Annotated in this window: 17 protein-coding genes and 2 tRNA genes; 7 read left to right on the top strand and 12 right to left on the bottom strand. The window is 42.4% G+C overall.

The window, feature by feature from the left end; genetic code table 11:
* Positions 1-114: 114 nt before the first annotated feature.
* The gene (locus EUBREC_RS05335) at positions 115-963 is read left to right on the top strand and encodes a tyrosine-type recombinase/integrase (RefSeq protein WP_012742056.1); all 849 of its coding nucleotides are present in this window, start codon (positions 115-117) and stop codon (positions 961-963) included.
* Positions 960-2135: an IS91 family transposase gene (locus EUBREC_RS05330; protein WP_041253954.1), complete on the top strand. Its 1176-nt coding sequence runs from the start codon at positions 960-962 to the stop codon at positions 2133-2135. Before EUBREC_RS05335 ends, EUBREC_RS05330 begins: the two co-directional genes overlap by 4 nt.
* A gap of 863 nt (positions 2136-2998) precedes the next feature.
* Here the strand turns inward: EUBREC_RS05330 and EUBREC_RS05320 are convergent.
* The gene (locus EUBREC_RS05320; RefSeq protein WP_012742051.1) at positions 2999-3262 is read right to left on the bottom strand and encodes a type II toxin-antitoxin system prevent-host-death family antitoxin; all 264 of its coding nucleotides are present in this window, start codon (positions 3260-3262) and stop codon (positions 2999-3001) included.
* A 204-nt stretch (positions 3263-3466) separates the two neighbouring features.
* On the opposite strand from EUBREC_RS05320, the gene EUBREC_RS05315 reads away from it, so the two are divergent.
* A tRNA-Gly gene (locus tag EUBREC_RS05315) sits at positions 3467-3539 on the top strand.
* 220 nt (positions 3540-3759) lie between these two features.
* Positions 3760-3832, top strand: a tRNA-Gly gene (locus EUBREC_RS05310).
* Between the two features lie 391 nt (positions 3833-4223).
* On the opposite strand, the gene EUBREC_RS05305 is transcribed toward EUBREC_RS05310, so the two are convergent.
* Genes EUBREC_RS05305 through EUBREC_RS05290 form a run of 4 tightly spaced genes read right to left on the bottom strand, consistent with a single transcriptional unit; the run spans position 4224 to position 9048 of the window.
* Positions 4224-5990 (bottom strand): glycoside hydrolase family 13 protein, encoded by a 1767-nt coding sequence (locus tag EUBREC_RS05305; RefSeq protein ID WP_012742049.1) that lies wholly within the window; start codon positions 5988-5990, stop codon positions 4224-4226.
* Between the two features lie 7 nt (positions 5991-5997).
* Complete coding sequence (locus tag EUBREC_RS05300) at positions 5998-6843, bottom strand: sugar ABC transporter permease (RefSeq protein WP_012742048.1); 846 nt, start codon at positions 6841-6843, stop codon at positions 5998-6000.
* On the bottom strand, positions 6836-7729 hold the full coding sequence (locus EUBREC_RS05295) for a carbohydrate ABC transporter permease (protein ID WP_012742047.1): 894 nt from the start codon (positions 7727-7729) through the stop codon (positions 6836-6838). Before EUBREC_RS05295 ends, EUBREC_RS05300 begins: the two co-directional genes overlap by 8 nt.
* Positions 7730-7785: 56 nt before the next feature.
* Complete coding sequence (locus tag EUBREC_RS05290) at positions 7786-9048, bottom strand: extracellular solute-binding protein (protein WP_012742046.1); 1263 nt, start codon at positions 9046-9048, stop codon at positions 7786-7788.
* Positions 9049-9221: 173 nt separating this feature from the next.
* On the opposite strand from EUBREC_RS05290, the gene EUBREC_RS05285 reads away from it, so the two are divergent.
* From EUBREC_RS05285 to EUBREC_RS05275, 3 genes are all read left to right on the top strand, one after another.
* Entirely contained in the window at positions 9222-10679 is a 1458-nt protein-coding gene (locus EUBREC_RS05285; protein ID WP_041253952.1) for a DDE-type integrase/transposase/recombinase, read from the top strand.
* Positions 10680-11130: 451 nt separating this feature from the next.
* On the top strand, positions 11131-12150 hold the full coding sequence (locus EUBREC_RS05280) for a LacI family DNA-binding transcriptional regulator (RefSeq protein ID WP_041253950.1): 1020 nt from the start codon (positions 11131-11133) through the stop codon (positions 12148-12150).
* Positions 12151-12255: 105 nt separating this feature from the next.
* Entirely contained in the window at positions 12256-12783 is a 528-nt protein-coding gene (locus EUBREC_RS05275; protein WP_012742043.1) for an FMN-binding protein, read from the top strand.
* A gap of 65 nt (positions 12784-12848) precedes the next feature.
* Here the strand turns inward: EUBREC_RS05275 and EUBREC_RS05270 are convergent, their stop codons facing one another.
* From EUBREC_RS05270 to EUBREC_RS05240, 7 genes are all read right to left on the bottom strand, one after another.
* Complete coding sequence (locus EUBREC_RS05270) at positions 12849-13097, bottom strand: hypothetical protein (protein WP_012742042.1); 249 nt, start codon at positions 13095-13097, stop codon at positions 12849-12851.
* Positions 13098-13131: 34 nt separating this feature from the next.
* A complete protein-coding gene (gene proC, locus EUBREC_RS05265) occupies positions 13132-13932 on the bottom strand; it encodes a pyrroline-5-carboxylate reductase (protein WP_012742041.1) in 801 nt (266 codons plus the stop codon).
* 135 nt (positions 13933-14067) lie between these two features.
* Positions 14068-14517, bottom strand: a complete 450-nt coding sequence (locus EUBREC_RS05260; RefSeq protein WP_041254504.1) for an Lrp/AsnC family transcriptional regulator — start codon at positions 14515-14517, stop codon at positions 14068-14070.
* A 168-nt stretch (positions 14518-14685) separates the two neighbouring features.
* Positions 14686-15912 (bottom strand): bifunctional glutamate N-acetyltransferase/amino-acid acetyltransferase ArgJ, encoded by a 1227-nt coding sequence (gene argJ / locus EUBREC_RS05255; RefSeq protein WP_012742039.1) that lies wholly within the window; start codon positions 15910-15912, stop codon positions 14686-14688.
* An 88-nt stretch (positions 15913-16000) separates the two neighbouring features.
* Positions 16001-17341 carry a citrate/2-methylcitrate synthase gene (locus EUBREC_RS05250; protein ID WP_012742038.1) on the bottom strand — a complete coding sequence of 447 codons (1341 nt, stop codon included), beginning with the start codon at positions 17339-17341 and terminating at the stop codon, positions 16001-16003.
* Positions 17342-17389: 48 nt separating this feature from the next.
* On the bottom strand, positions 17390-18982 hold the full coding sequence (locus EUBREC_RS05245) for a S8 family peptidase (protein ID WP_012742037.1): 1593 nt from the start codon (positions 18980-18982) through the stop codon (positions 17390-17392).
* Positions 18983-19104: 122 nt separating this feature from the next.
* Positions 19105-21513, bottom strand: coding sequence for an ATP-binding protein (locus tag EUBREC_RS05240; RefSeq protein WP_012742036.1), 2409 nt, complete (start codon positions 21511-21513; stop codon positions 19105-19107).
* Positions 21514-21515: the final 2 nt, after the last annotated feature.

The raw sequence follows: 21515 nt of genomic DNA, 5'->3' as shown, positions 1-21515 counted from the left end.
GCCTATGATAAGAATAACATTTTCCAGTCTCTTCCGCAATCGGAATTATGACGCTAATGCACCTCCGAATAGGTAGATGTAATTATTAACACTACTTATTCTGGAGGTTTTATTATGTATAAAGATATTTTTGAATCTATCCGCAATGAAGCGGAAAAACGTAACCTGCGTGAAAGAACTATTCAACTGTATTGCTCTGATGTCAGTTACTTCCTTCGTTGGATTGGAAAAAACGTTTCTGATCTTACGCTTGAAGATGCGGAAAGTTTTCTTACAGCCAAACGTCTGGAAGGAAGGTCTCCTGAAACTCACAATCACTATCGGTCTGCAATAAAGTTCTTATATAAAAAGGTGCTGAAGACTGTCTGGGATGATGACACTGTTCCAGCTATGAAAAGAGAGCGCAATCTTCCTGCTGTTCTGTCCCGCGATGAAATAAATGCAATCATTGATGCCACTCCGAATCTGAAACATAAAGCGATTATTGCAACTATGTATTCTTCTGGATTACGTGTATCGGAGGTCGTTCATCTCCATTATGATGACATTTCCCGTACCAACATGACAATTCATGTTCGTGAAACCAAAGGCAGAATTGACAGGTATACGATTCTGTCTCAAAAAAATTTAGACCTTCTCACTGAGTATTGGTACAAATGTGGTCGCCCTAAAGATATCCTTTTTCCAAGTTCCTGGACCGGTGGATATCTTGATATAACCGGTGTTAACCAGTTCTTTAAGAAAAGTGCTAAACTCGCCGGCATTACCCGTCATGTTTCCTCTCATGCGTGCCGTCATAGTTTTGCCAGCCACTTATTCGAAAGTGGCACAGATATAAAATATATCCAGTCACTTCTGGGACATGTTGATCCTCGCTCTACAGATGTTTACCTTCATGTGAGCAACAAGACACTTCTTGGTATCCGCAGCCCGTTCGACAACCCGGAAGGTGGTGAATCATGAGTAAGGATTGTACGATTCAGGATGTTTTTCATCGTTTTTATTCATCTTTTGAATCCACACATAGTATTTCTCCCGCTCAGCGAAAGGCCGCTTATCACATCATGAATTGCAAAACCGGCGCCTTTGGTGTGAATGTAAGCGTATGCGAGGACTGCGGCTGCATATCAGTCCACTATAACTCCTGCCGTGACAGATGCTGTCCTATGTGTCAGGAGTTTCCAAAAGAAAAATGGGTAGATGCACGGCGGGAGGATATCTTAGATGCTCCTTATTTCCATGTGGTTTTTACAGTTCCGGAAGAACTCAATCCCATTATCTACAGCAACCAGAAATTCTTATACGCTGCTCTTTATCATGCGGCTTCAGATACTCTCAGTGAACTTGCTGCTGACAGTAAATATCTTGGGACTGATATCGGCTATATTTGTATCCTCCATACATGGGGAAGTACCATGAACTTTCATCCTCATATCCATGCGATTGTTCTTGGTGGAGGGCTGGATGTGAAAAATCATTGGAAAGACAATGGGAAAGATTTTTTCCTTCCGATTAAGGTAATCTCAAAAACATTTCGTGGAAAATACATGGCTGAACTTAAGCAGCTCTGGGAAAATGACAGGCTTGAATTTCATGGATCGGCTGCACCTTACAAAAATCACTATACTTTCAAGGAATTGTTAAATACCTGCTATGCAAAGGAATGGATTCCTTATTGCAAGAAACCATTTGACGGTGCCGAATCTGTCATCAGATACCTTGGAAAATACACCCACCGGATTGCTATCAGCAACTACCGTATCAAAGACATGACAGAATCTACAGTTACATTTTCTGCTAAAGATTACAAAAACCAAGGGCTTTGGAAAGAGATCACCATATCCGGCGAGGAATTTATCCGTCGATTTTTAATGCATGTTCCTCCAAAACGTTTTGTACGTATCAGGCACTATGGTCTTCTTTCATCCAGAAATAAGAAGAAAAAGATTACCCTATGCAGAAACATCCTTGGTTGCAAAAAATATATTTCCAAGCTGAAAGATATGGATGCACCTGCCATTATCCGTCTTCTTTATAATAAAGATATATGCAAGTGCTCTTCCTGTGGTGGTAAGATTATTCCTCTGCCTACAGAACAACATTTTATAAAACCAAAACCACATATGCTCTGTTAACGTATCATAACTGTATATTTTTTTAGCTTCCTTAGGGAGGCTTATTTCTGGTGTCATAATACAGGACTGAATTATAAATTCTATGTGTTTCTATGTGTACATGCTATCCTATTATAAATAGAGTGTCAGAATTAAAAGTCCATATAGAGTTGACGCGCTTTGTTCAACCAGAAAAAATCGAAATTGATGCAAACGAAAGGGCAGTTAATGAAAAGTCTCAATACTGCTTTTTCGTTTGCACCACCTTCGATTCTTTTCTTAACGATTTGTTAGATTCATAAAACACTATTTTCCATAATTGTATCATAATCACATAATCCGGAAAAGTAATTATTTTTTCTTTGCCAATCCTTTTACTATCTTATCAAAATCAGATTCTATCGGCTGTGTCTTGTTAAAAATTCCACAAATCTAACAGTCTTTCATTATTAGGACCGTGACAGTCATATGCATTACCATAGGTACGAATATACTTATTCTTCATTCCCGGAAAGTATTTGTCCAAGGCATGATAAAAAAAACTCTCTATCGCCCTCACGCATGGTATCCCCATGCTAAAGCAGATGATGCCTTTTATGCCTGCATGGACACAATAATCGAGAATTCCCTTGATATTCTCCTCAGTATTTTGGTGCTTTCTTTATAGATTCCGTCCCTGATACTGTATTGTTACTACATAAACGATTTTACTTGGTTCATCAATGCGAAAAATAGCCATGTAGTTATCAATTATTAACTGTCGGTAGCCTTTTCAGGCATATCTGCCTTCGTTTCGCTCTTGGTGGAATTGAGGAAAGGTATCTAAGCTTAAAATGGCTTTTTTAATTCGGGCATCTTGTCCTTTGGCATTTTCAGGAGACAATTTATCCAAAATGTTTTTTCTCCAATTCTGCAAAAACTATTTCTGCATCAACGGCTTCTGCTCCGTTAGCGATTTCCTGCTCGGATTCGAAGATTGCTTGGTCGATGCGATTCATTCTTGCAAATTTATCATACAGTTCACTGCTCATTACAACCAAGTCGCTATATCCGTTTTTGGTGATAAAAATAGGCTCCTGTTCCTTATGTGCAATATTGGAAATCTCGGTTGTATTGCGTAAATCCTTAATAGGCATAATAAGTGGCATGATATTTCACTCCTTTCATTGACATAATTATAGCATAATTATGTCAATAAAAAGCAACCGCGAAATGCATATCTTCACAAAATAATATATGGCCAAAATTGAAAAACTTATTACAAAAAATTAAAAATAATGGTTGACAGATACACCACTATCGTGTATTATATAACACGTGCCAAGCATAAGAGGGCACACAACTTAATACATGCGATAGTGGCGTAGTTGGTAACGCGCGACCTTGCCAAGGTCGAGACCGCGGGTTCGAGCCCCGTCTATCGCTCTTATAACGAAAGAGATATCCTTCATGGATATCTTTTTTTCATTATAAGAGTGTAGCGGAGCCTCTCACCCACGGCGCAGAACAATTTATCAATACAACCGTTTTATCTGGTATCGTCAAACTTTTTTAAAAAAATTTAAAATTACTGTTGACAGATGCTCCACTATCGTGTATTATATAACACGTGCTCGACACAAGAGAGCTCACAAACATAACAAATGCGATAGTGGCGTAGTTGGTAACGCGCGACCTTGCCAAGGTCGAGACCGCGGGTTCGAGCCCCGTCTATCGCTCTTATAACGAAAGAGATATCCTTCATGGATATCTCTTTTTCGTTATAGGAGTGTAGCGGAGCCACTCACCCGCGGTGCGGCTTCTTGTCTCCGTTCCACTCCGGTCGGCGCAGAACAGACGTCCCCCGGACGTCTTGCGCCCGTCTATCGCTCTTGTAACGAAAAGGGGCTGTAAAATAAGCCCCTAATATAAGAAACGCCAATTCCGGCAAATGTCGGTTTTGGCGTTTCTTTGTATTAACTTTTCTATTTCTAAGCAAGTCTGCATCTTTGGGTATAAAAAAGTCCCCCTTCCTATGTCTCTTTATCTTTTCCAAAAAATAGCACAAGTATGTAAAGATGTCACTTATCTTTTTAAGGAACGGTACTATTTATAGAAATATCTTTTGTTTTACAAAACAACCAAAAGCTTTCCCTCACAAGAAGAAAGAATTATCTTTTTTTCCTGCAGCTGCGGAACCTCCACTGATGTCAGTGTCACACTGCCGGTGCCGGTATTTAAAAATACCAGGACTTTGTCGTCCCCAAAACTACGTAAAAATACATATACTCCCATCATATCATTGCAGTAAATTGTCCGGTAATTGCCCTTGCGTAATGCCACATGCTCTTTTCGGAGTGCAATCCAGCAGCTGAACTTCTCTGCCAGATTTCCCTGTAATCTGTTGTTTTCTGCCTGCTGCTCCATTACTGCCTGCCAGTCCATGGCTGCCCGATACTCCAGTTCTTTCATTCCATCGATATACACTTCATCCCCGTAGAATACCGATGGCACGCCCACTCCCATAAAGAGATAGAAAAATGCCAGCTCCATTCTCTTTCTATTTCCATTGCAATAGCTTAAAAATCTCGGAATATCATGGGAATCCAGAAAATTCATCTGTGCTAGGCTCACCTGCCATGGGTAGCGGTAAATCATCCGCTGCATCTGGGCATCAAATTCACTGACCGAAAGTTCTCCCTTTCCAAAAAAATCCCGGCACAGATAAGAAAAAGTATAATTCATCGTAGAATCAAACTGGTCTCCCTGAAGCCAGATGCCTGCTTCTTCCCAGATTTCGCCTATTAGAAATATATCCTCTTTTACCGCTCTCACCGCATGACGGAAGGCTCTCCAGAATTCATGATTGATTTCATTTGCCACATCCAAGCGCCAGCCGTCAATATCTGCTTCCCGAATCCAGTAAGTTCCAACATTGCAAAGGTACTCCACCACTTCAGGATTTCCGGTATTAAGCTTTGGCATTTCCTTTACATAGGCAAACGCCTCATAATCTGGCGGATCAGCGTACTGTATCGTTTCCGGCAGGTGATAAAACCAGTTATAATATCTTGATGCTTTTCCCTTCTGCCGCACATCCCGGAATGCAAAAAAATCTGCTCCACAATGATTAAATACTCCATCTAAAATAACCCGGATTCCTCTCTTGTGGCACTGCTGCACCAGTTCTTTTAAATCCGCTTTATTTCCAAGACAGGGGTCGATTTCAAAATAGTCAATGGTATCATATTTATGATAAGACGCTGCTTCAAAAATCGGATTCAGATAAATGCAGTTAATTCCAAGCTTTTCGATATAGTCAAGGTTTTCACAAATTCCTTTCAGTGTACCACCCAGATGATTCTTGCAAATCCGATCCGGTAAAATTTTTCCATTGCTGTCGCTTTTTCCATCCGGCAAAAGCATATGCCTTGTTGCTTTTTCCGTCAGTTTCCGTCTGTCATTTGCAAAACTGTCCGGGAAAATATGATACATAACAATGTCTTCTGCCCACTCCGGGATATCTAAAATATCCTCTCTTCTAATATATGGAAACTGGAAATATTCTGCCCTGCCACAGGACAGTTTCTCTGCAAATCCTCTTCCATAATAATAAAGGCTTTCTGTATCGTCCTCTAACCGGAAATAATAGCATACCCTGGTATACGGAGACGTAATCTTAACTTCATAATAATCATAAAGCATATCGGATGCCACATGTTCCATTTCACTTTGTTTCACCGGAAGTGGCTCTTCCATTGCCACCCGGTCTCCCCAAAGCAGCACGCACCGTTTTAAATCGCCCTTTTTACAACGGATTCTTATTACCAGCCGGTCTTCTTTTTCTGCAAAAGCAAATTGTGACAGTGGAATATGCAAAATTGCTTCTTTTTCCATTTTATTTCTATCCTTTCACACCACCTGCAGTAAGACCGGATACCATATACTTTTGTATACAGAAGAAAATAATCAGCACCGGAACAGATACCAGGATAGCGGCTGCGGAGAACATTCCCCAGCTTCTGGTGTAATCGTTGGACTGTAACTGATATAATCCACCTGCCAGTGTATAACTGTTTTCATTCAGTAGAAATGTTGTGGAAAACAGATATTCATTCCATACAAAAATAAGTACCATCACAGAAGTTACAATGATTGCCGGACGAGCCAGCGGCATTACTACCTTCCACAGCAGCTGGAAATCCGATGCACCGTCAATTTTCGATGCTTCTTCGATTTCTATCGGAATGGTATCAAAATACCCCTTCATATTCCAGATAGAGAAAATGCACATGCTTCCCGCATAAATAATCACCAGTCCCAGTTTCGTATCCAGCATATTCATCTGTTTTAAAAGACGGAATAATGCAAACATGGACAGAATCTGCGGGAATGCATTTAAGAGAAGCAGTAATTTTAAAATGCCATTTCTTCCCTTAAAACGGTATCTTGAAAATGCATAAGATGACACCATGGCAAATCCGATAGCAATGACCATTGTAAAGAAGCTTAATACGGCAGAGTTATAAAACCACCGCAAAAACGGCTTCTGCGTCAGTATATTTTTATAATTATCCAGTGTAAATTCCTTTGGAAACAAAGATAATCCGGAGGACAATGCTCCACCTCCCCTTTCAAAGGAAAGATTCAACGCATATAAAATCGGTACCAGTGCCAGCAGACACAGTATAATATAAAAAATATGTAATCCGCTAAGCTGTAAAATCTGTTTTCTCTTTTTCTTAGTCATAATTTTCCTCCTTTACCCCTCGATTGGTAAACAGCGAAAATACCATGATGAGGAAAAAGATAATAATGGATACCGCAGAGGACAGCCCATAGTTATTTGAAACAAACGCATTCTGCTGTGCATAAGTAATTATGGTCTGTAAGGTTGCCCCTGAATATGCTCCCTTCTGCATCGTAAGAAGATATACGATATCAAACTGCTTAAATGTGGTAAATGTCGTCATAATAACCGCCGGTGCAATAATTCCTTTCATTGCCGGAACGGTAATATGGATGTTCTTCGACCAGAAACCTGCTCCATCCAGTTCTGCGCTTTCATAATAGCTGCGGTCAATGCTGGACAGTGCACCGTCTATCATCATAATCATAAACGGCAATGCCATCCACAGGTTTAGAGTCATGCAGGAGAGAAATGCCGGCACATTGGTGGAAAGGAAATTTACCTTTCCAAAGCCAAGTGCCACCAGAATCTTATTCAGAAGACCAAACTCTGTGTTATAAATGCCTACCCTCCACAAAAGAATGGACACATATGCAGGCATTGCCCACGGGAACATCAAAAGAGTCTTGTATACACGTTTTCCCTTTAAATCTTCTCTTTGAAATCCCAATGCAATAAAATATGCCACAACTACCTGTATCACCATATTTAATGTGGTCCAAAGTAATGTTGTAAACAGTGCTCCAAGGAAACCGGAGTCTGCCTTTAATAATGCCCTGCTATAGTTGGATAGTCCGATAAATTCATAATTTGACCAGTGAAAAAGATTCATATTGGTCAGTGATATATAGCCCGTATAAATAATTGGGAATACGATAACCATTCCAATCAATATCAGTGCCGGCATACTGTAAAGCCATGGCGTTAATTTCCGTTTGTTCTTCATATACACACTTCTCTTCCTAATTTTCCTCTTTATATTGCTTCTAAATAAACTCCTTCTTACTGCATATCTGCAATAGCATCCAATGCCTCCTGCTGATAAGTTTCTGCTGCAGTATCAATATCCTCCCCGGATTTGTTGACTGCCGCCAAAAATGCTTCTGCCGGACCCCACATAACGCTCATCTGCGGAATGTTTGGCATAGGCTGTGCAGTTTCTGCAGTTGCTTTCATTGCCATAATCATCTCATTTGCAGCAACATCTGCGTCATCATATGCTTTGCTGTTTGCCGGTGCACAGTTTGATTTATTCGCCAGTGCAATACCTACTTCCGGACTTGCAATTGTCTCTAATACTTTTGCAATTGCTTCTTTCTTATTTTCTGCTGCATATTTTAAGACACCAATGCTCTGTACACCTGAATATGGTGCCAGTCCGTTTCCATTCGGAAGTTTAAAATCCGCTAAAGATTTAATACCAAGATCAATGCCCGCTGCCTTGATTCCGGATACCAGCCATGGTCCACCGATGATTGCTGCTGCCTGGCCTTCATTGAATAATGCAGTTACTGTGTTGTAATCTCCGTCTGCCTCCAATGCTGCAAATTTCTTATTGTATGCGATAGCATCCTTGGTTTCCTGTGTATTTAATCCAGGATTTGCATCTTTATCAATAATATATCCACCAAAACCATTGATCACCGGTGCCACATTGTATGCGGTAGAATGCTGATTTACCAGCGCATAAGTTCCTGCATTCACATCGGTATGCGCTACCATATAATCATACAGTTCATCTGTTGTTTCCGGCACATCACCTTCCCATTTTGCCTTATTATACATAAAGAGCAATGTCTCATAATAAACCGGCATCAGGTACTGGGTATCCTTATAATTACCTGCTTCTACGGTCATCGGTAATAAATCCGCCATTACATCCTCACTGATAACATCCGTAATCGGAGCTAAAATCCCCATTTCTGCAAATGTTCCCAATGAATCATGTGCATAAAGATACATATCCGGTCCGTTGGATTCATCATTTCCATATAACTGAAGCTGGTCGGTCAGACCGCTCTTCTTTTCAAAGGTAACCTTGATATTATCCTCTGCCAGTTTCTCATTCGCACAATCCGCAATGGTCTGCATGATATTCTCATCCCCATCATGCCAGATTTTTACCTCTGTCATTTCATCCTCTGCATCATTTCCAAGTGCTTCTGTAGCCTTTCCTTCGTCATTTCCTGCTTCTTTTCCACAACCGGATAATGTGCCGATTGTCATTGCGGTACAGAGCAACAAACTCAACACCCTTTTCTTCATAAAAATACCTCCGTTTTCCGGTTGGTAGTGTCAAAAACTACCCATTTTATTGTTCTAAAATTCTTTTAAAACCTTGATTTATTGAAGGTTTGCAAATAAAAAGAGCATTGACCTCCCAAAAGAAGTATAATGAGTTCACCACAAACACCATTATCAACAAGGAGACAATGCTCATGGACATTATACTTTATTTACTTCTATTTATTCAATACCAACATAAACAAATCTGCTGGCTTTTTAATTTTATCTGCAGATATATTCCCCTTAAGCAGTGGGTCTTCGATGACTCCCATTCTCCCAAATATCAAAAATTCAAGATTGATAAGCTCCCAAAAATAATCTATTACGAAAAATGGGATTACAAAGACTACATTCCTTACCTCGAATGGAAGTATGGCAAGAAAATCAAACCTGTCAGCCGCCGTTCTGAATGTGATATTGATGACAACTGTACCTGTCCACGTTGCAATGCTCCAAAGCCTTATCTCTACAAGAATAATGGTTCAAAAGGACAGATTCTGTGCAAAGTATGCTCCACCGCATTCTCTCCGGAAGAAAACCGTTTTTCAAAGTCCTACTCCCTCAAATGCCCGCACTGCAATCACTCGCTGGCTCATAAGAAAGACCGCAAACACTTTGTTGTCCACAAATGCGTAAATCCAAAATGTCCTTACTACCTCCACAATCTAAACAAGGTTGATAAAAAAGACCTTAAGGAGGACTATGGCAAGAACAAATATAAACTCCATTACATCTACCGGGAATTCCAGATAGATTTCTTTCGCATGGATTTAAACACTCTTCCCAAGAATGCTTCTTCCCTAAAATTCAGTAAACATGACCAGCATGTCATGTCTCTTTGTCTTACCTACAAAGTGAATCTTGGGTTATCGCTTCGTAAAACCGCTCAGGCATTGAAGGACATACACGGCATCAGCATCTCACACCAGCAAGTTGCCAACTATTGTAAAACCGCCTCTGCCTGCATAAAACCTTTCGTAGACAACTACGATTACAAAACTGGCAATGTATTTACTGCCGATGAAACATACATCAAAATCCGTGGTATCAAAACCTATATCTGGTTTATCATGGATTCTGCCAAACGCTCTGTTATCGGCTATCAGGTATCTGATAATCGTGGTGTTGGTCCATGCATTCTGGCAATGCGGATGGCCTTCCGGCATCTAAAAGAACTGCCTAAGAACTTTAAGTTCATTGCAGATGGCTACAGTGCATATCCCCTTGCCGCCCAGCAGTTCTTCCATGAATTCGGTGATAAGTTTAAGTTTGAAATCACACAAGTAATCGGACTCACCAATGACGATGAGGTTTCTAAAGAATTCAGACCTTACAAGCAGATGATTGAACGCTTAAACCGTACATACAAAGCTTCCTATCGTAAAACCAACGGCTTTGATAACATCGATGGAGCCAACTATGATCTCGCCCTCTGGGTTGCTTATTACAACTTCCTAAGACCACATAAACACAACAACTATAAAGTCTTAAATGAAGTCGAAATGCTGTCTCAGGCTGACACGATGCTGGGCAAATGGCAGCTTCTCATCTTCCTTGGTCAACAGACGATTCTGAACCTGCAACACGGCGAAGCCGCTAACTGTTCTTAGATTCAGAGCCAGAGGTAATTATCCCAGCCACCGCAAAGCGGCGTGCCCTTGATGGCACGAAAAAGAACTGCTACACTGCTGTAATCGACGGAAAAACTCTAACTGTTCTTGAGTTCTTCGCCGTCGGTGATTAACCTACAGCAGTTCTTTTTCGTACCGTCAAGAGTGGCGGTGGGCTACCACAACCTAAAAAATCTACAGTTTTCAAGGTTCATCTGAGCCTTTTTCTTTTGCTCAGTTTTTTCATAGGTCATTTGACACTATCTTCCGGTTTCTTTAGGAAACCGTTTTCTTTATTTTATTTTTTTCATGCAATTGGTTCCTCTTGCTAAGTCTATATTTATCACTTTTTTCCCTTATTTACAATGTTTATTTGTCAAAAATGATTGACTTTGTTAGGAAACCGCTATACTATATTTTTAAATTTATACATTTTTTCAGGAGGTATTTTATGTCTGTTACCATCAATGATGTTGCCAATGAAGCCGGTGTTTCCAAATCCACTGTTTCTAAAGTTTTAAATCACTGGACCACCATATCCCCAGCCACTGTGGAAAAGGTTCATGCAGCAATTGAAAAGCTTCACTATACCCCTAACTCCCGGGCTGTAAGCTTTGCAAAAGGTGCTACTTCCAATATTGTCTATCTTACCAATCTGGAGAAAGATACTGCTTATCGGAATCCGCATATGTTTGACATTATGTGCGGCGTACACCATACCTTGTCCGAAAACAACTATTCCCTGACGCTTGTCAACACTTCTGAAGAACACTATCCCGGAGAAAAAGTCAGTGAAGTTATCACAAGCGGTTCCTCCGATGGTCTTATCATCCACGGTTCTGCCATTAATAAAGAAATTGCAAATCTTATTCTGGATGCAGGCTTTCCACACATTATCATTGGGCATCCGAGTTTTGAAAGTCGCTTATGCTGGGTAGATACCAACCACGCCCTTGCCGGTGAATATGCCGCTGCCCACATGATAGCCTGTGGTTATACAGATGTCGCCTTTATCGGAGAGCGCAAAACCGATTATATTTCTGCCCAGCGTCAAAAAGGATTTATGGCAGGCATGTTAGACAGAGGCTTTCACATTCCGGCTGCCCGTATCGGAAATACCGATTCCAGCTACCAACATGCTTATTCTGTTACTTCTGATATGCTGACACAGCCTGTACCGCCTCGCGCTATTGTATGTGAAAATAACACCCTCGCATTAGGTGTCATCCAGGCCGTCAAAGACCGGCAGCTTTCCATCCCGGATGATATTGCCATACTTACCTTTGACGTCTACCCATATTCCAGCATCATCGACCCACAGCTTACCATTGTAGACATCAATGTCTATGATACCGGTGTGCAGGCAGGCTCCATGATGATCCGTAAGCTTCAGAACCCGGAACTTCTCATCCAAAGCTATACAACGCTTCCTGTTATCATCCAGGGAGAAAGCACCAGACCACTGACATAAAAAAGGGACTTATTTTACAGCCCCTTTTTCGTTATAGGCAGGAATATCTGTCATATTTTTGCGTCCCCACACATATTATATATAAAACAACCACAGGAGGCGCATATGAGTGCAAAAACAAAAATCGTCGTTGTAAAAATGAAGCATGTCATTCTCACCGGAGTGCTCCTTGGCATACTGCTTCTTCTGATAATTTTCGCTGCTACATATTTCTTTTCAGGTGATGAGCCAAAGCCTGCAGTCGAAGAAACCGGCATGTATACACCGGGTGTGTACAATACATCTGTAGCGCTGGGTGGGGCAGCTATCGATGTGTCTGTGGCGGTGGACAGTAATAACATTAACTCCATAAGCCTTGAAAACATGACTGATTCGGTGGAAACCATGTATCCGCTTGTTGAGCCTGCGATGAACGAGCTCGTATCGCAGATTGTGCAAAATCAGTCCACCGATAATATTTCCTACGCAAACACAAGTCAGTACACCTCCAAAGTGCTGCTCGACGCAATTGATAACACACTCTCCAAAGCAAAAAACTCTGACAGCTCAAATACCGAAGAAAATGCAAAGACTGTATCTGAATCACAAAAAGAGCCCGGGGATTCTTCAAAAACTGAAAATACCTCGCAGTAACCTGCGAGGTATTTTAACTTAATCATATAAATCGTAAAATATATGTTATGTATCAAAAATATAATCTACTGCTCACTGTCTGTAGATAATCCCTGTAGATAATCACTGACTGCACTGATATCTGCGTAATAGCAGTTCACCGGACGACTCTTCTCATAGTACTGATATCCGGAGTAACCGCCCCAGCCTACCAATGCGATTACAGCCGCAGCTGCAACAATTCGTGCTATAACACGCTTTACTTTATTTCTGGCATTTGTCTTTTTACGATTTGCCTTTTCATTCTTATATTTATCAACCTTTGCCTGACTCATTGCTTTTCTCCTTTAACTCAATGCAATAATTCTACTACATTTTGCGGGAGATATCAAGGCATTTCATCATAGCTTCAAAAACACTGCTTCTCATGCCCTTTTCCTCAAGCACACGCACAGCCTGGATAGTGGTTCCGGCAGGTGAGCACACCATATCCTTGAGCTCGCCCGGATGCTTTCCTGTCTCGAGAACCATTTTTGCGCTTCCAAGCACTGCCTGGGCTGCAAATGTATATGCCTGGCTCCTTGGCATGCCGCCTGCTACAGCTGCATCTGCCATAGCCTCGATAAACATAAACACATATGCCGGTGAGCTTCCGCTGACCGCTGTCACTACATCCATGAGCTTCTCGTCTATCATCTCAGCCTTTGAAAAGCCCGAGCACAAATCAAGCACTGTATCAAGCTCCTCCTGCGATACTCTTTCATTTGCACAGACTCCCATCATGCCCTCACCAACCATGGCAGGTGTATTTGGCATGGTACGTATAACCTTTAAGCTCCTTCCAAACATCTCGTCAAACCACGAAAGTGACTTGCCCGGTGCAATCGAAACAATAATTTCATCGTCACTAACAGTGTCCTTTATCTCTGCTATAACCTCCTCATAGTACTGTGGCTTTACTGCTAAAAACAGAATATCTGCAAACTCTGCTACGCTCTTATTGTCCGCTGTCAGCCTGATTCCAAGCTCTGCTGCATTCTTTTCTCTGGAGCTTTCGGTCTTTGCAGATGCAAGAATATCGCTTGCCTGTGCCTTGCCTGATGCAAGCACTCCGTGTATCATTGCCTTTCCCATGTTTCCACAACCTATGAAGCCTAATTTCTTACTCATATTATCCTCCTGCCGTAATCAATATATCTGACTATTCAAAGCATCCACAATCATGTTTAACAGTCAGTATTTTTGCAAACTATTTTAGCACACTTCATTCAATCATGCAAAATATCTTTTGACTCTCATATCATCTTATGCATCAAAACCTGAATGTACAGGCAGGCCTCTGTGCTCAACAGGAGTGGAAAAAACTATCTGTGTACTTGTCTTGCCGAATTTCTGCAGAGTGTTGATAAAGTCATCAAGCTCCTCCGTATTCAAAAACTCCACCTCTATGAGCATAGAATACTCTCCTGTCACACAATTGCACTCTATGACATTCTCCACACTCTCAATAAACGGATAAAACTCTTCCTTTTGTACAGGCTCCAGGTCCAGATTGACAAAAGCCTTTATCTTATAGCCCAGATTAACCGAATCAACAGCGGCATGATAGCCCTTTATGATTCCCTTGCTCTCCAATCTCTCTATTCTGGCTGTTACAGCCGGTGATGACAAAAACACCTGTGCCGCTATCTCCTTTATCGCTATACGTGCATTTTCCTGTAGCAGCTCTACTATTTTCTCATCAATCATATCCAATGCATTCTTAGTCAATGTACCGCCTCCTAACCTCTCTTTTGTAAATGTGATTTTTCCAACAAAAAAGAGGGCGCAGATAACCTAATATCTGAACGCCCTCGTTCGCTTTACTTTTTTAATTAATTACTCTAAAAAAATAATATCATTAATCAATATTACTTGTCAAGATTAAGATCTGTAATCTCCGTTAATTTTTACATAATCATATGTAAGATCACAGCCCCATGCCTTGGCTGACACATCTCCCTGGTGTAAATCTATGTCGATGTAAATCTCATCCTCATGCAGTATTTTTGCTGCCTCCTCCTCTGAGAAGTCAACTCCGGCACCGTTCTCGCACACCTTGATGCTTCCTGCTGTTGAGCGCAGGTGAAGCTCCACCTTGTCTATATCAAAATCAGCCTCCGCATAGCCTATAGCACAAAGTATTCGTCCCCAGTTGGCATCCTCGCCAAACATAGCACACTTTAAAAGTGGTGAACGGATAACGCTCTTTGCCACAATAATTGCTGTATCAAGATCAGGCGCACCTGCGCATGTGCACTCTAACAGCTTTGAAGCGCCCTCTCCATCCTTTGCAAGCATTCTTGTAAGATTTGAAAGCACCTCGTACAGTGCATCCTTAAAGATCTGATAATCATCATTCTCTGTAGTAATAGGTGTGTTTCCTGCAAGGCCGTTTGCCATGATGCTTACCATATCATTGGTAGAAGTATCGCCGTCAATGCTTAAGCAGTTGTAGGTAACCTTTACAATCTCGCTCAGGGCCTTCTGGATGAGCTCCGATGAGATGGCAACATCTGATGTGATAAAGTTTAAGGTAGTAGCCATGTTCGGATGAATCATGCCGCTTCCCTTTGCCATACCGCCTACTGTACACTCACTGTCTCCAAGCATGAACTTTACCGCATACTGCTTTGGAACGGTATCTGTAGTCATGATAGCGTTTACAGCCTTGTCATTGCCGTCTGCCGAAAGTCCCTTTGCAAGCTCCTTTATATGGCTCTCGATAGGCTCAATAGGAAGCACCTGGCCAATAACTCCTGTAGATGCCACGATAACCTCGTTTGGATCAATCGAAAGCTCTGCTGCTGCAAGCTCGCACATTCTCTGGGCCTTCTCTACTCCGTCAGCATTGCAGGTGTTGGCGTTTTTGCTGTTGGCAATAACAGCCTTTGCCGTATGTCCTGATGCCTCAAGGTGTGCCTTTGTCACCTGAATAGGCGCGCCCTTCACCTTGTTTGTTGTGTAAACAGCCGCTGCCTGACACTGTGTTTCTGAATAAACTAAAGCCAGGTCATTTTTATTTTTGTCACTGTTTAATCCACAATTTAATCCGTTTGCAACAAAGCCCTTTGCTGCACAGACGCCCTTTTTTACCTTTGTAAAACTCATTTGTATAATACCTCGATTCTTTTAATATGTCCAATCCCCAACATATCGTATTATTGATATATGAACGATAGACTGTAACATCCTCTCGTTACTCTATCTCTTTCATGACGCTCTTGTAAGCCGGACGGATAATCTTGTTCATGCCGACAATCTCCTCAAGCCTGTGGGCACTCCAGCCAACGATTCGCGCAATGGCAAAAAGAGGTGTGTAAAGCTCCATAGGAATACCAAGCATCTCATAAACAAAGCCGCTGTAGAAATCGACATTCGGAGAAACACCCTTAAAGATATGGCGCTTTTCAGCGATAATCTCAGGAGCCACCTTCTCTATTGTATTATAGAGGTTCATCTCATTATCTCTCTTCTTTGCAACTGAAAGCTTCTCCACATAGCCTCTGAATATACGCTCCCTCGGGTCAGAAAGTGAATACACCGCATGTCCCATTCCATAGATGAGTCCCTTGTGGTCAAACACCTCACCATCCATCATTTTTCTGAGGTATGCTCTCACCTCATCCTCATCATCCCAGTGCTTCACATGCGAACGGATGTCCCGCATCATCTCCATCACCTTGATATTGGCACCGCCGTGCTTTGGTCCCTTAAGGGATGACATGGCTGCCGCGATAGCAGAGTATGTATCTGTACCTGCCGATGTAACCACACGGGTGGTAAATGTAGAGTTGTTTCCACCGCCGTGCTCCATATGAAGAATAAGTGCCATATCAAGCACCCTTGCTTCAAGCTCTGTATATTGATTGTCAGCTCTGAGCATCCTAAGGAAGTTTTCAGCTGTCGAAAGCTTTGGATCCGGCCTGTGAATATACATGCTCTGATCATTTTCATAATGATTATACGCATGATAACCGTAAACTGCAAGCATCGGGAATATTGCAACAAGTGATAAGCACTGTCTGATATTGTTGTCGATGCCCGCCTTTGCTACAAGAGGATCATATGAAGCCAGTGTCAGTATACTTCTCGTCATGGAATTCATGATATCCTTTGACGGAGCCTTCATGATGACATCCCTCGTAAAATTGGTAGGAAGGGTTCTGCTTCTTCCTAAAACCTCTGTAAACTCAGCCAATTCACTCTCAGATGGCAGCTGCCCGAAAAGCAGCAGATAAGCAATTTTTTCAAAACCAAACTCACCGGGCCTTAAGTTGTTCGTAAGTGTCTTTACATTGTAGCCCCTGTACCACAATTGTCCGTCACATGGCACGCTGCTGCCATCCTCGCCCGTCTTAAATGAAACAATCTCCGAAATATTCGTAAGACCTGTCAGAACTCCCTTTCCGTTTACATCCCTAAGTCCTCTGTTGACACCATATTCCCTGAAAAGACTATCTGAAATTGTGTCATTTTTAATACAGATATCCTGTTTTTTTGCAGCGTAATCCGCTAATAAATTATTGCTTTTTGTCATCCATTCACCCTTCCTTTTTATCTTTTAGAATATATTATATCCGTTTTCTTAGAAATTGGCAAACCCATTCATGAATCCGTAGCCAAAAATTTTATTTGGGTAGTCAGTTTTTTCTTTTCTGCGGCAGTTTCTTACCATGACATTTTTTATATCCACTCCGTTTGCGAGCAAAACATTGCCTCTCACTATCATCCACTCCATGATGAGAGCCGCCACCGCTGCAGTGATTGCAGCAGCCGCCGATGTGCCACTTAGTGCTATATACATTCCTCTTAGATTTGCCCCTGTGATATCCACAGCCGGTGCTACGAGATCCGGCTTTATTCCACCGTCTGCGTCAAAGCCCCTTCCCGACTCTAAAAGTATTGCATCATTTAGGGAATTATAGCCTCCCGCCGTTATCACAAGCTTAGCATCCGAAGGCATGGTCAGCGTGGTATCAGGCTCCGAGACAATAAAGCTCACATCAGCATCAAGAAGTCCTGTCATCGGGAGCCACATATTAAAAACACCTCCAATAGTACTAAGTGGAAATACCCTGATGGTCCACACTCCCTTCACCACCTTTTCAAAGCGGATAAATATAAGCAAATCCCTCGTCTGTCTGCCGGTCTGCCTGTAGTCAATAGTCACCTGTGTTCCTTCAAGCAGAAATGAGTATTCACCGCTGTCTATTCGCATTGGTACCCCTGCCGGATTCGACTGACCACTCGGTGATATGACAGAAAGCGTAAATAGCTCAGGTGAAAGTGCCCAGCATTCCAGATAAAAGCCATCCATATCCTGCTCAACATTTATCTCAATATCATCGACTGTATCTGTTATGCGCCCTTTATAATGATGCCTGCTGTTCGCCTCATTGCCCGCTGCCGCAACCACAGCCCTGCCTCTTTTTGCCGTGATATAGTCCAGATACTCTGAAAGATCCTCAGCTCCCGTGTGGCTTCCGTTATTGCAGCCAAGCGCCATGCAAAAGACAGCCGGTGCTCCCTTTTGACCTGCAAACTCATCTGCAAAATGCACTGCTCTCATCACATCAACCTCCGAGTACACCATTTTACGATCCGGAATAAAGTAGAAATCATACAGCTTTTGAGGTGCCCTTTTCAGCTTCACGACAATAAGCTTAGCCTGTGGTGCCACCCCTGCAAAATCATCCTGCGGTCTGTCATTGCCACATATCACGCTCGCCACAAACGTACCATGCCCATCCTCATCACCCGGTATGCTCTCATATGGATTTTCCGATAAAATAGCAGCATTTATCTCATCCTCAGAATAAACCGTATCCGTATTCTGATCCCAGAGCACTGCAATCTTCGTCTTACCCTCAGGTGTCATAAAAGCCTCCTGCGCATAATTCACACCTGTGTCAATAACCACCACATACACACCATTTCCGTATAATCCCGGAACAAACTCCCTTTGAAGCCTGAACACACCGCTCTTTACAAGTCCCTGCGTGGATAAAGGAGCAAGACACTTTGGAATAGCCGAATACGAATAAACTCCCACCAGAAGTGGTGGGAGTCTTTCGTAATCCTCATATGTCCATATCTCGTAATCATCGCCCAATGTCTCTATGATATCAGGAGCTATTACCGGTGGAATGAACTCCTTTTTTGATACTATGAACTGCATATTTTACCTCATATGATATAATATTTAGATATGAGGGTCAAAAGATATTTTGACCCTCATATAATTATATTCTATAAATAAAAATATGCTACCATAATATAAAACAAAGCTTCGACCAAAATTTACTCGCGGCTTCCATGACATGTAAAATAAATCACCTGGTAATCCTGCGAAAGCACCGCAAGCAGCCTTCTGCCTCGAGCAAGCTTCTCATCATCCAGATTCACAAACGGATCGTCAAGTATGAGGAACGGCTTCTCGCCCGGATACATCGCATCCACAAGCGCAAAACGCATACATATGCCTATCAGGTCCTTGTAACCTGCCGACATGGTTCTCACATCGCGAAGCTGCCCCTGCTCCTTCATCCTTATTGAAATATTGGCATCCACCTGCCAGTCTCTGTCTGTATTTTCTGTCAGGATACCGAAGTACTTCTGGAATCCATTGGAAATAGGTGCCATGTATCTGGCAGTAAACTGCTCCCTTGCCCTGGTCAGATAGTCTGATGTAAGTCCAAGTATCTCATACTTATGCTTTTCCTCAGCCTGTATCTGCTTGCAGTTGCGATACTCCTGCTCCTTTTCATCCCTCATATCAAGCTGCTCCTGCAGATCATCCATCTGTCTGCCGTACTGCACTAAGGATGCCCTGATTTCATCGAGGCTGCCTTCCACCTTTGAAATCATCTCATTGAGCTCATCAAGTGTATACGGACACTCATTTGGTGCAAGAAGCTTGTCCATATCGTTGTCATTCTCAAACTGCGTTTTCTTCTGAAGAGCACTGTCCATATTTTCCTTTGCAAAGCCGGCCTCTGCGAGCTGCTTTTTCATCTGTGAAAGTGTCTGTGTATATTCTGCAGCACTGTCATATCCATAGAGACTTAAATACTCATCAAGCGAAGCCTTTGCCTTCTCATAGTCAGCCTTTGTCTTGGCGCGCTTTCCTATCTGCTCGTTGAAACGGCTGTAGTCATGAGCCTTTGTGCGAAGCTCATAAAGCTTCTCCTGATACTGCGATTCATCTGCTTCAATCGAAAAGCTGTCAAAAAACTGCGATACCTCATGCTCCATTGATGTAATGCCGCTTTGAATCTGCTCAAGCTGCTCCTTTAATTCCTGAATCGGTATCTCCTTTTGCTTTATATTTTCCTCACGCTCAGCCATAAGCCTGATGTATGCTCTCTGCTTTTTGTTGTTCAGACGGATTCCATAGACCATCATGACAACACCGCAAAGCGCCATAGCGACTCCAGCTATGCCTACCACAAGAAACATGATTTCCTTCACATTGTACTTCTCATTCAGACTGAATACCGTGGCAACAGCCGCTGCCAAAAGACCGATAACCATAAGCACAATACCCGCAGGTACAAGCTTAGTCTTCTCAGGTGTCTCCGGTTCCTCCTCATCATCTGCCATCTTTGCAAGTGAGGTCATCTGCGAGAGCTTGAGCTCCATGTGGCTGTACTCATTCTTGACGCTCTGGATGTTTGCAATCTTCTTTTGCATCTCATCAAGACCATCATCAGATGGCACACCATCCTTAAACATACCTGAAAGTGTATCTAAATACTGCTCCTCCTCAGGCGTAAAGCTCAGATTATCTTCTACAGCCTTTAAGCTTTCAAGCTCTCCGGCCTGCTTTGTCTTTTCCAAAAGCTCTGCCTCATCCGGTGCTTTGTCTCCAAAGACTGCCATTGCAGCATTGTAAATGCTCTCTTTCTCCTTTGCAACAGCACAAAGCTGCTCGTAGTTTTCACGAAGTGCCTGCTTTCTGCTGTCCTCAGATGCCACCTGAAGCGCCCTGCCGTACTCGGCTCTTATACCGGTAAGCTCCTTCTTCTGGGCAGTTTTCTCATCTATTTTCTGTGAAAGCTGTGCTGCCGCCTCATCCGCTGCCTGATACTTCTTAAGCTCCTGTTCCAAGGCTGTGAGTGTATTTACACGCTTTTTGATAGAACCTGTGATACGGTTTGGGGACATCTTGTTCATCATGTCCTTAATGTCCGCTGTCGCCGACTCGAAGTTGTTGATGTCATTTGTATTTTCCGCCATATTGCCAAGCTTTGCGCTGATGCTGTCTGATGACGAAAACATGCAGTCTGCCTGTGCTATGTATATCGTTCTCTTGAACGAGCTGCGGTCGAGGTCAAAAAGCTCCTCTCCAAGCAGTGGTGAAAAATCATCACACTCAACCATGGTTGCAAGCCTGTATAAGTGAAAATCATCCTGCTTTTCTGTGAGGCCAAAGGTCCTTACAAGTCTGTACTCCACTCCATCGGCCTCAAAATCAAGCTCTCCACCATAAGTGCCGCCCTGCCATGGCTTATAGAGCTTTCTTTCCCTCTCAAAGGCGCCCGGCTCCTTTTTCGTATCAAAGCCGTACAGCATAGCCTTCAAAAAAGCCGCAAGTGTACTCTTTCCCCAGCCGTTTGGCTGGTTTATGACATTGACTCCATCATTGAAATTGATATTAAGATCGGACAGCTTTCCGAAGTTGTTTATGTGACAAGCTATTAACTTCAATT

Origin of the sequence: Agathobacter rectalis ATCC 33656 (genome assembly GCF_000020605.1) — a bacterium.
Classification (GTDB): Bacteria; Bacillota; Clostridia; order Lachnospirales; family Lachnospiraceae; genus Roseburia; species Roseburia rectalis.
This window is presented reverse-complemented; position numbering and strand designations above follow the sequence as displayed.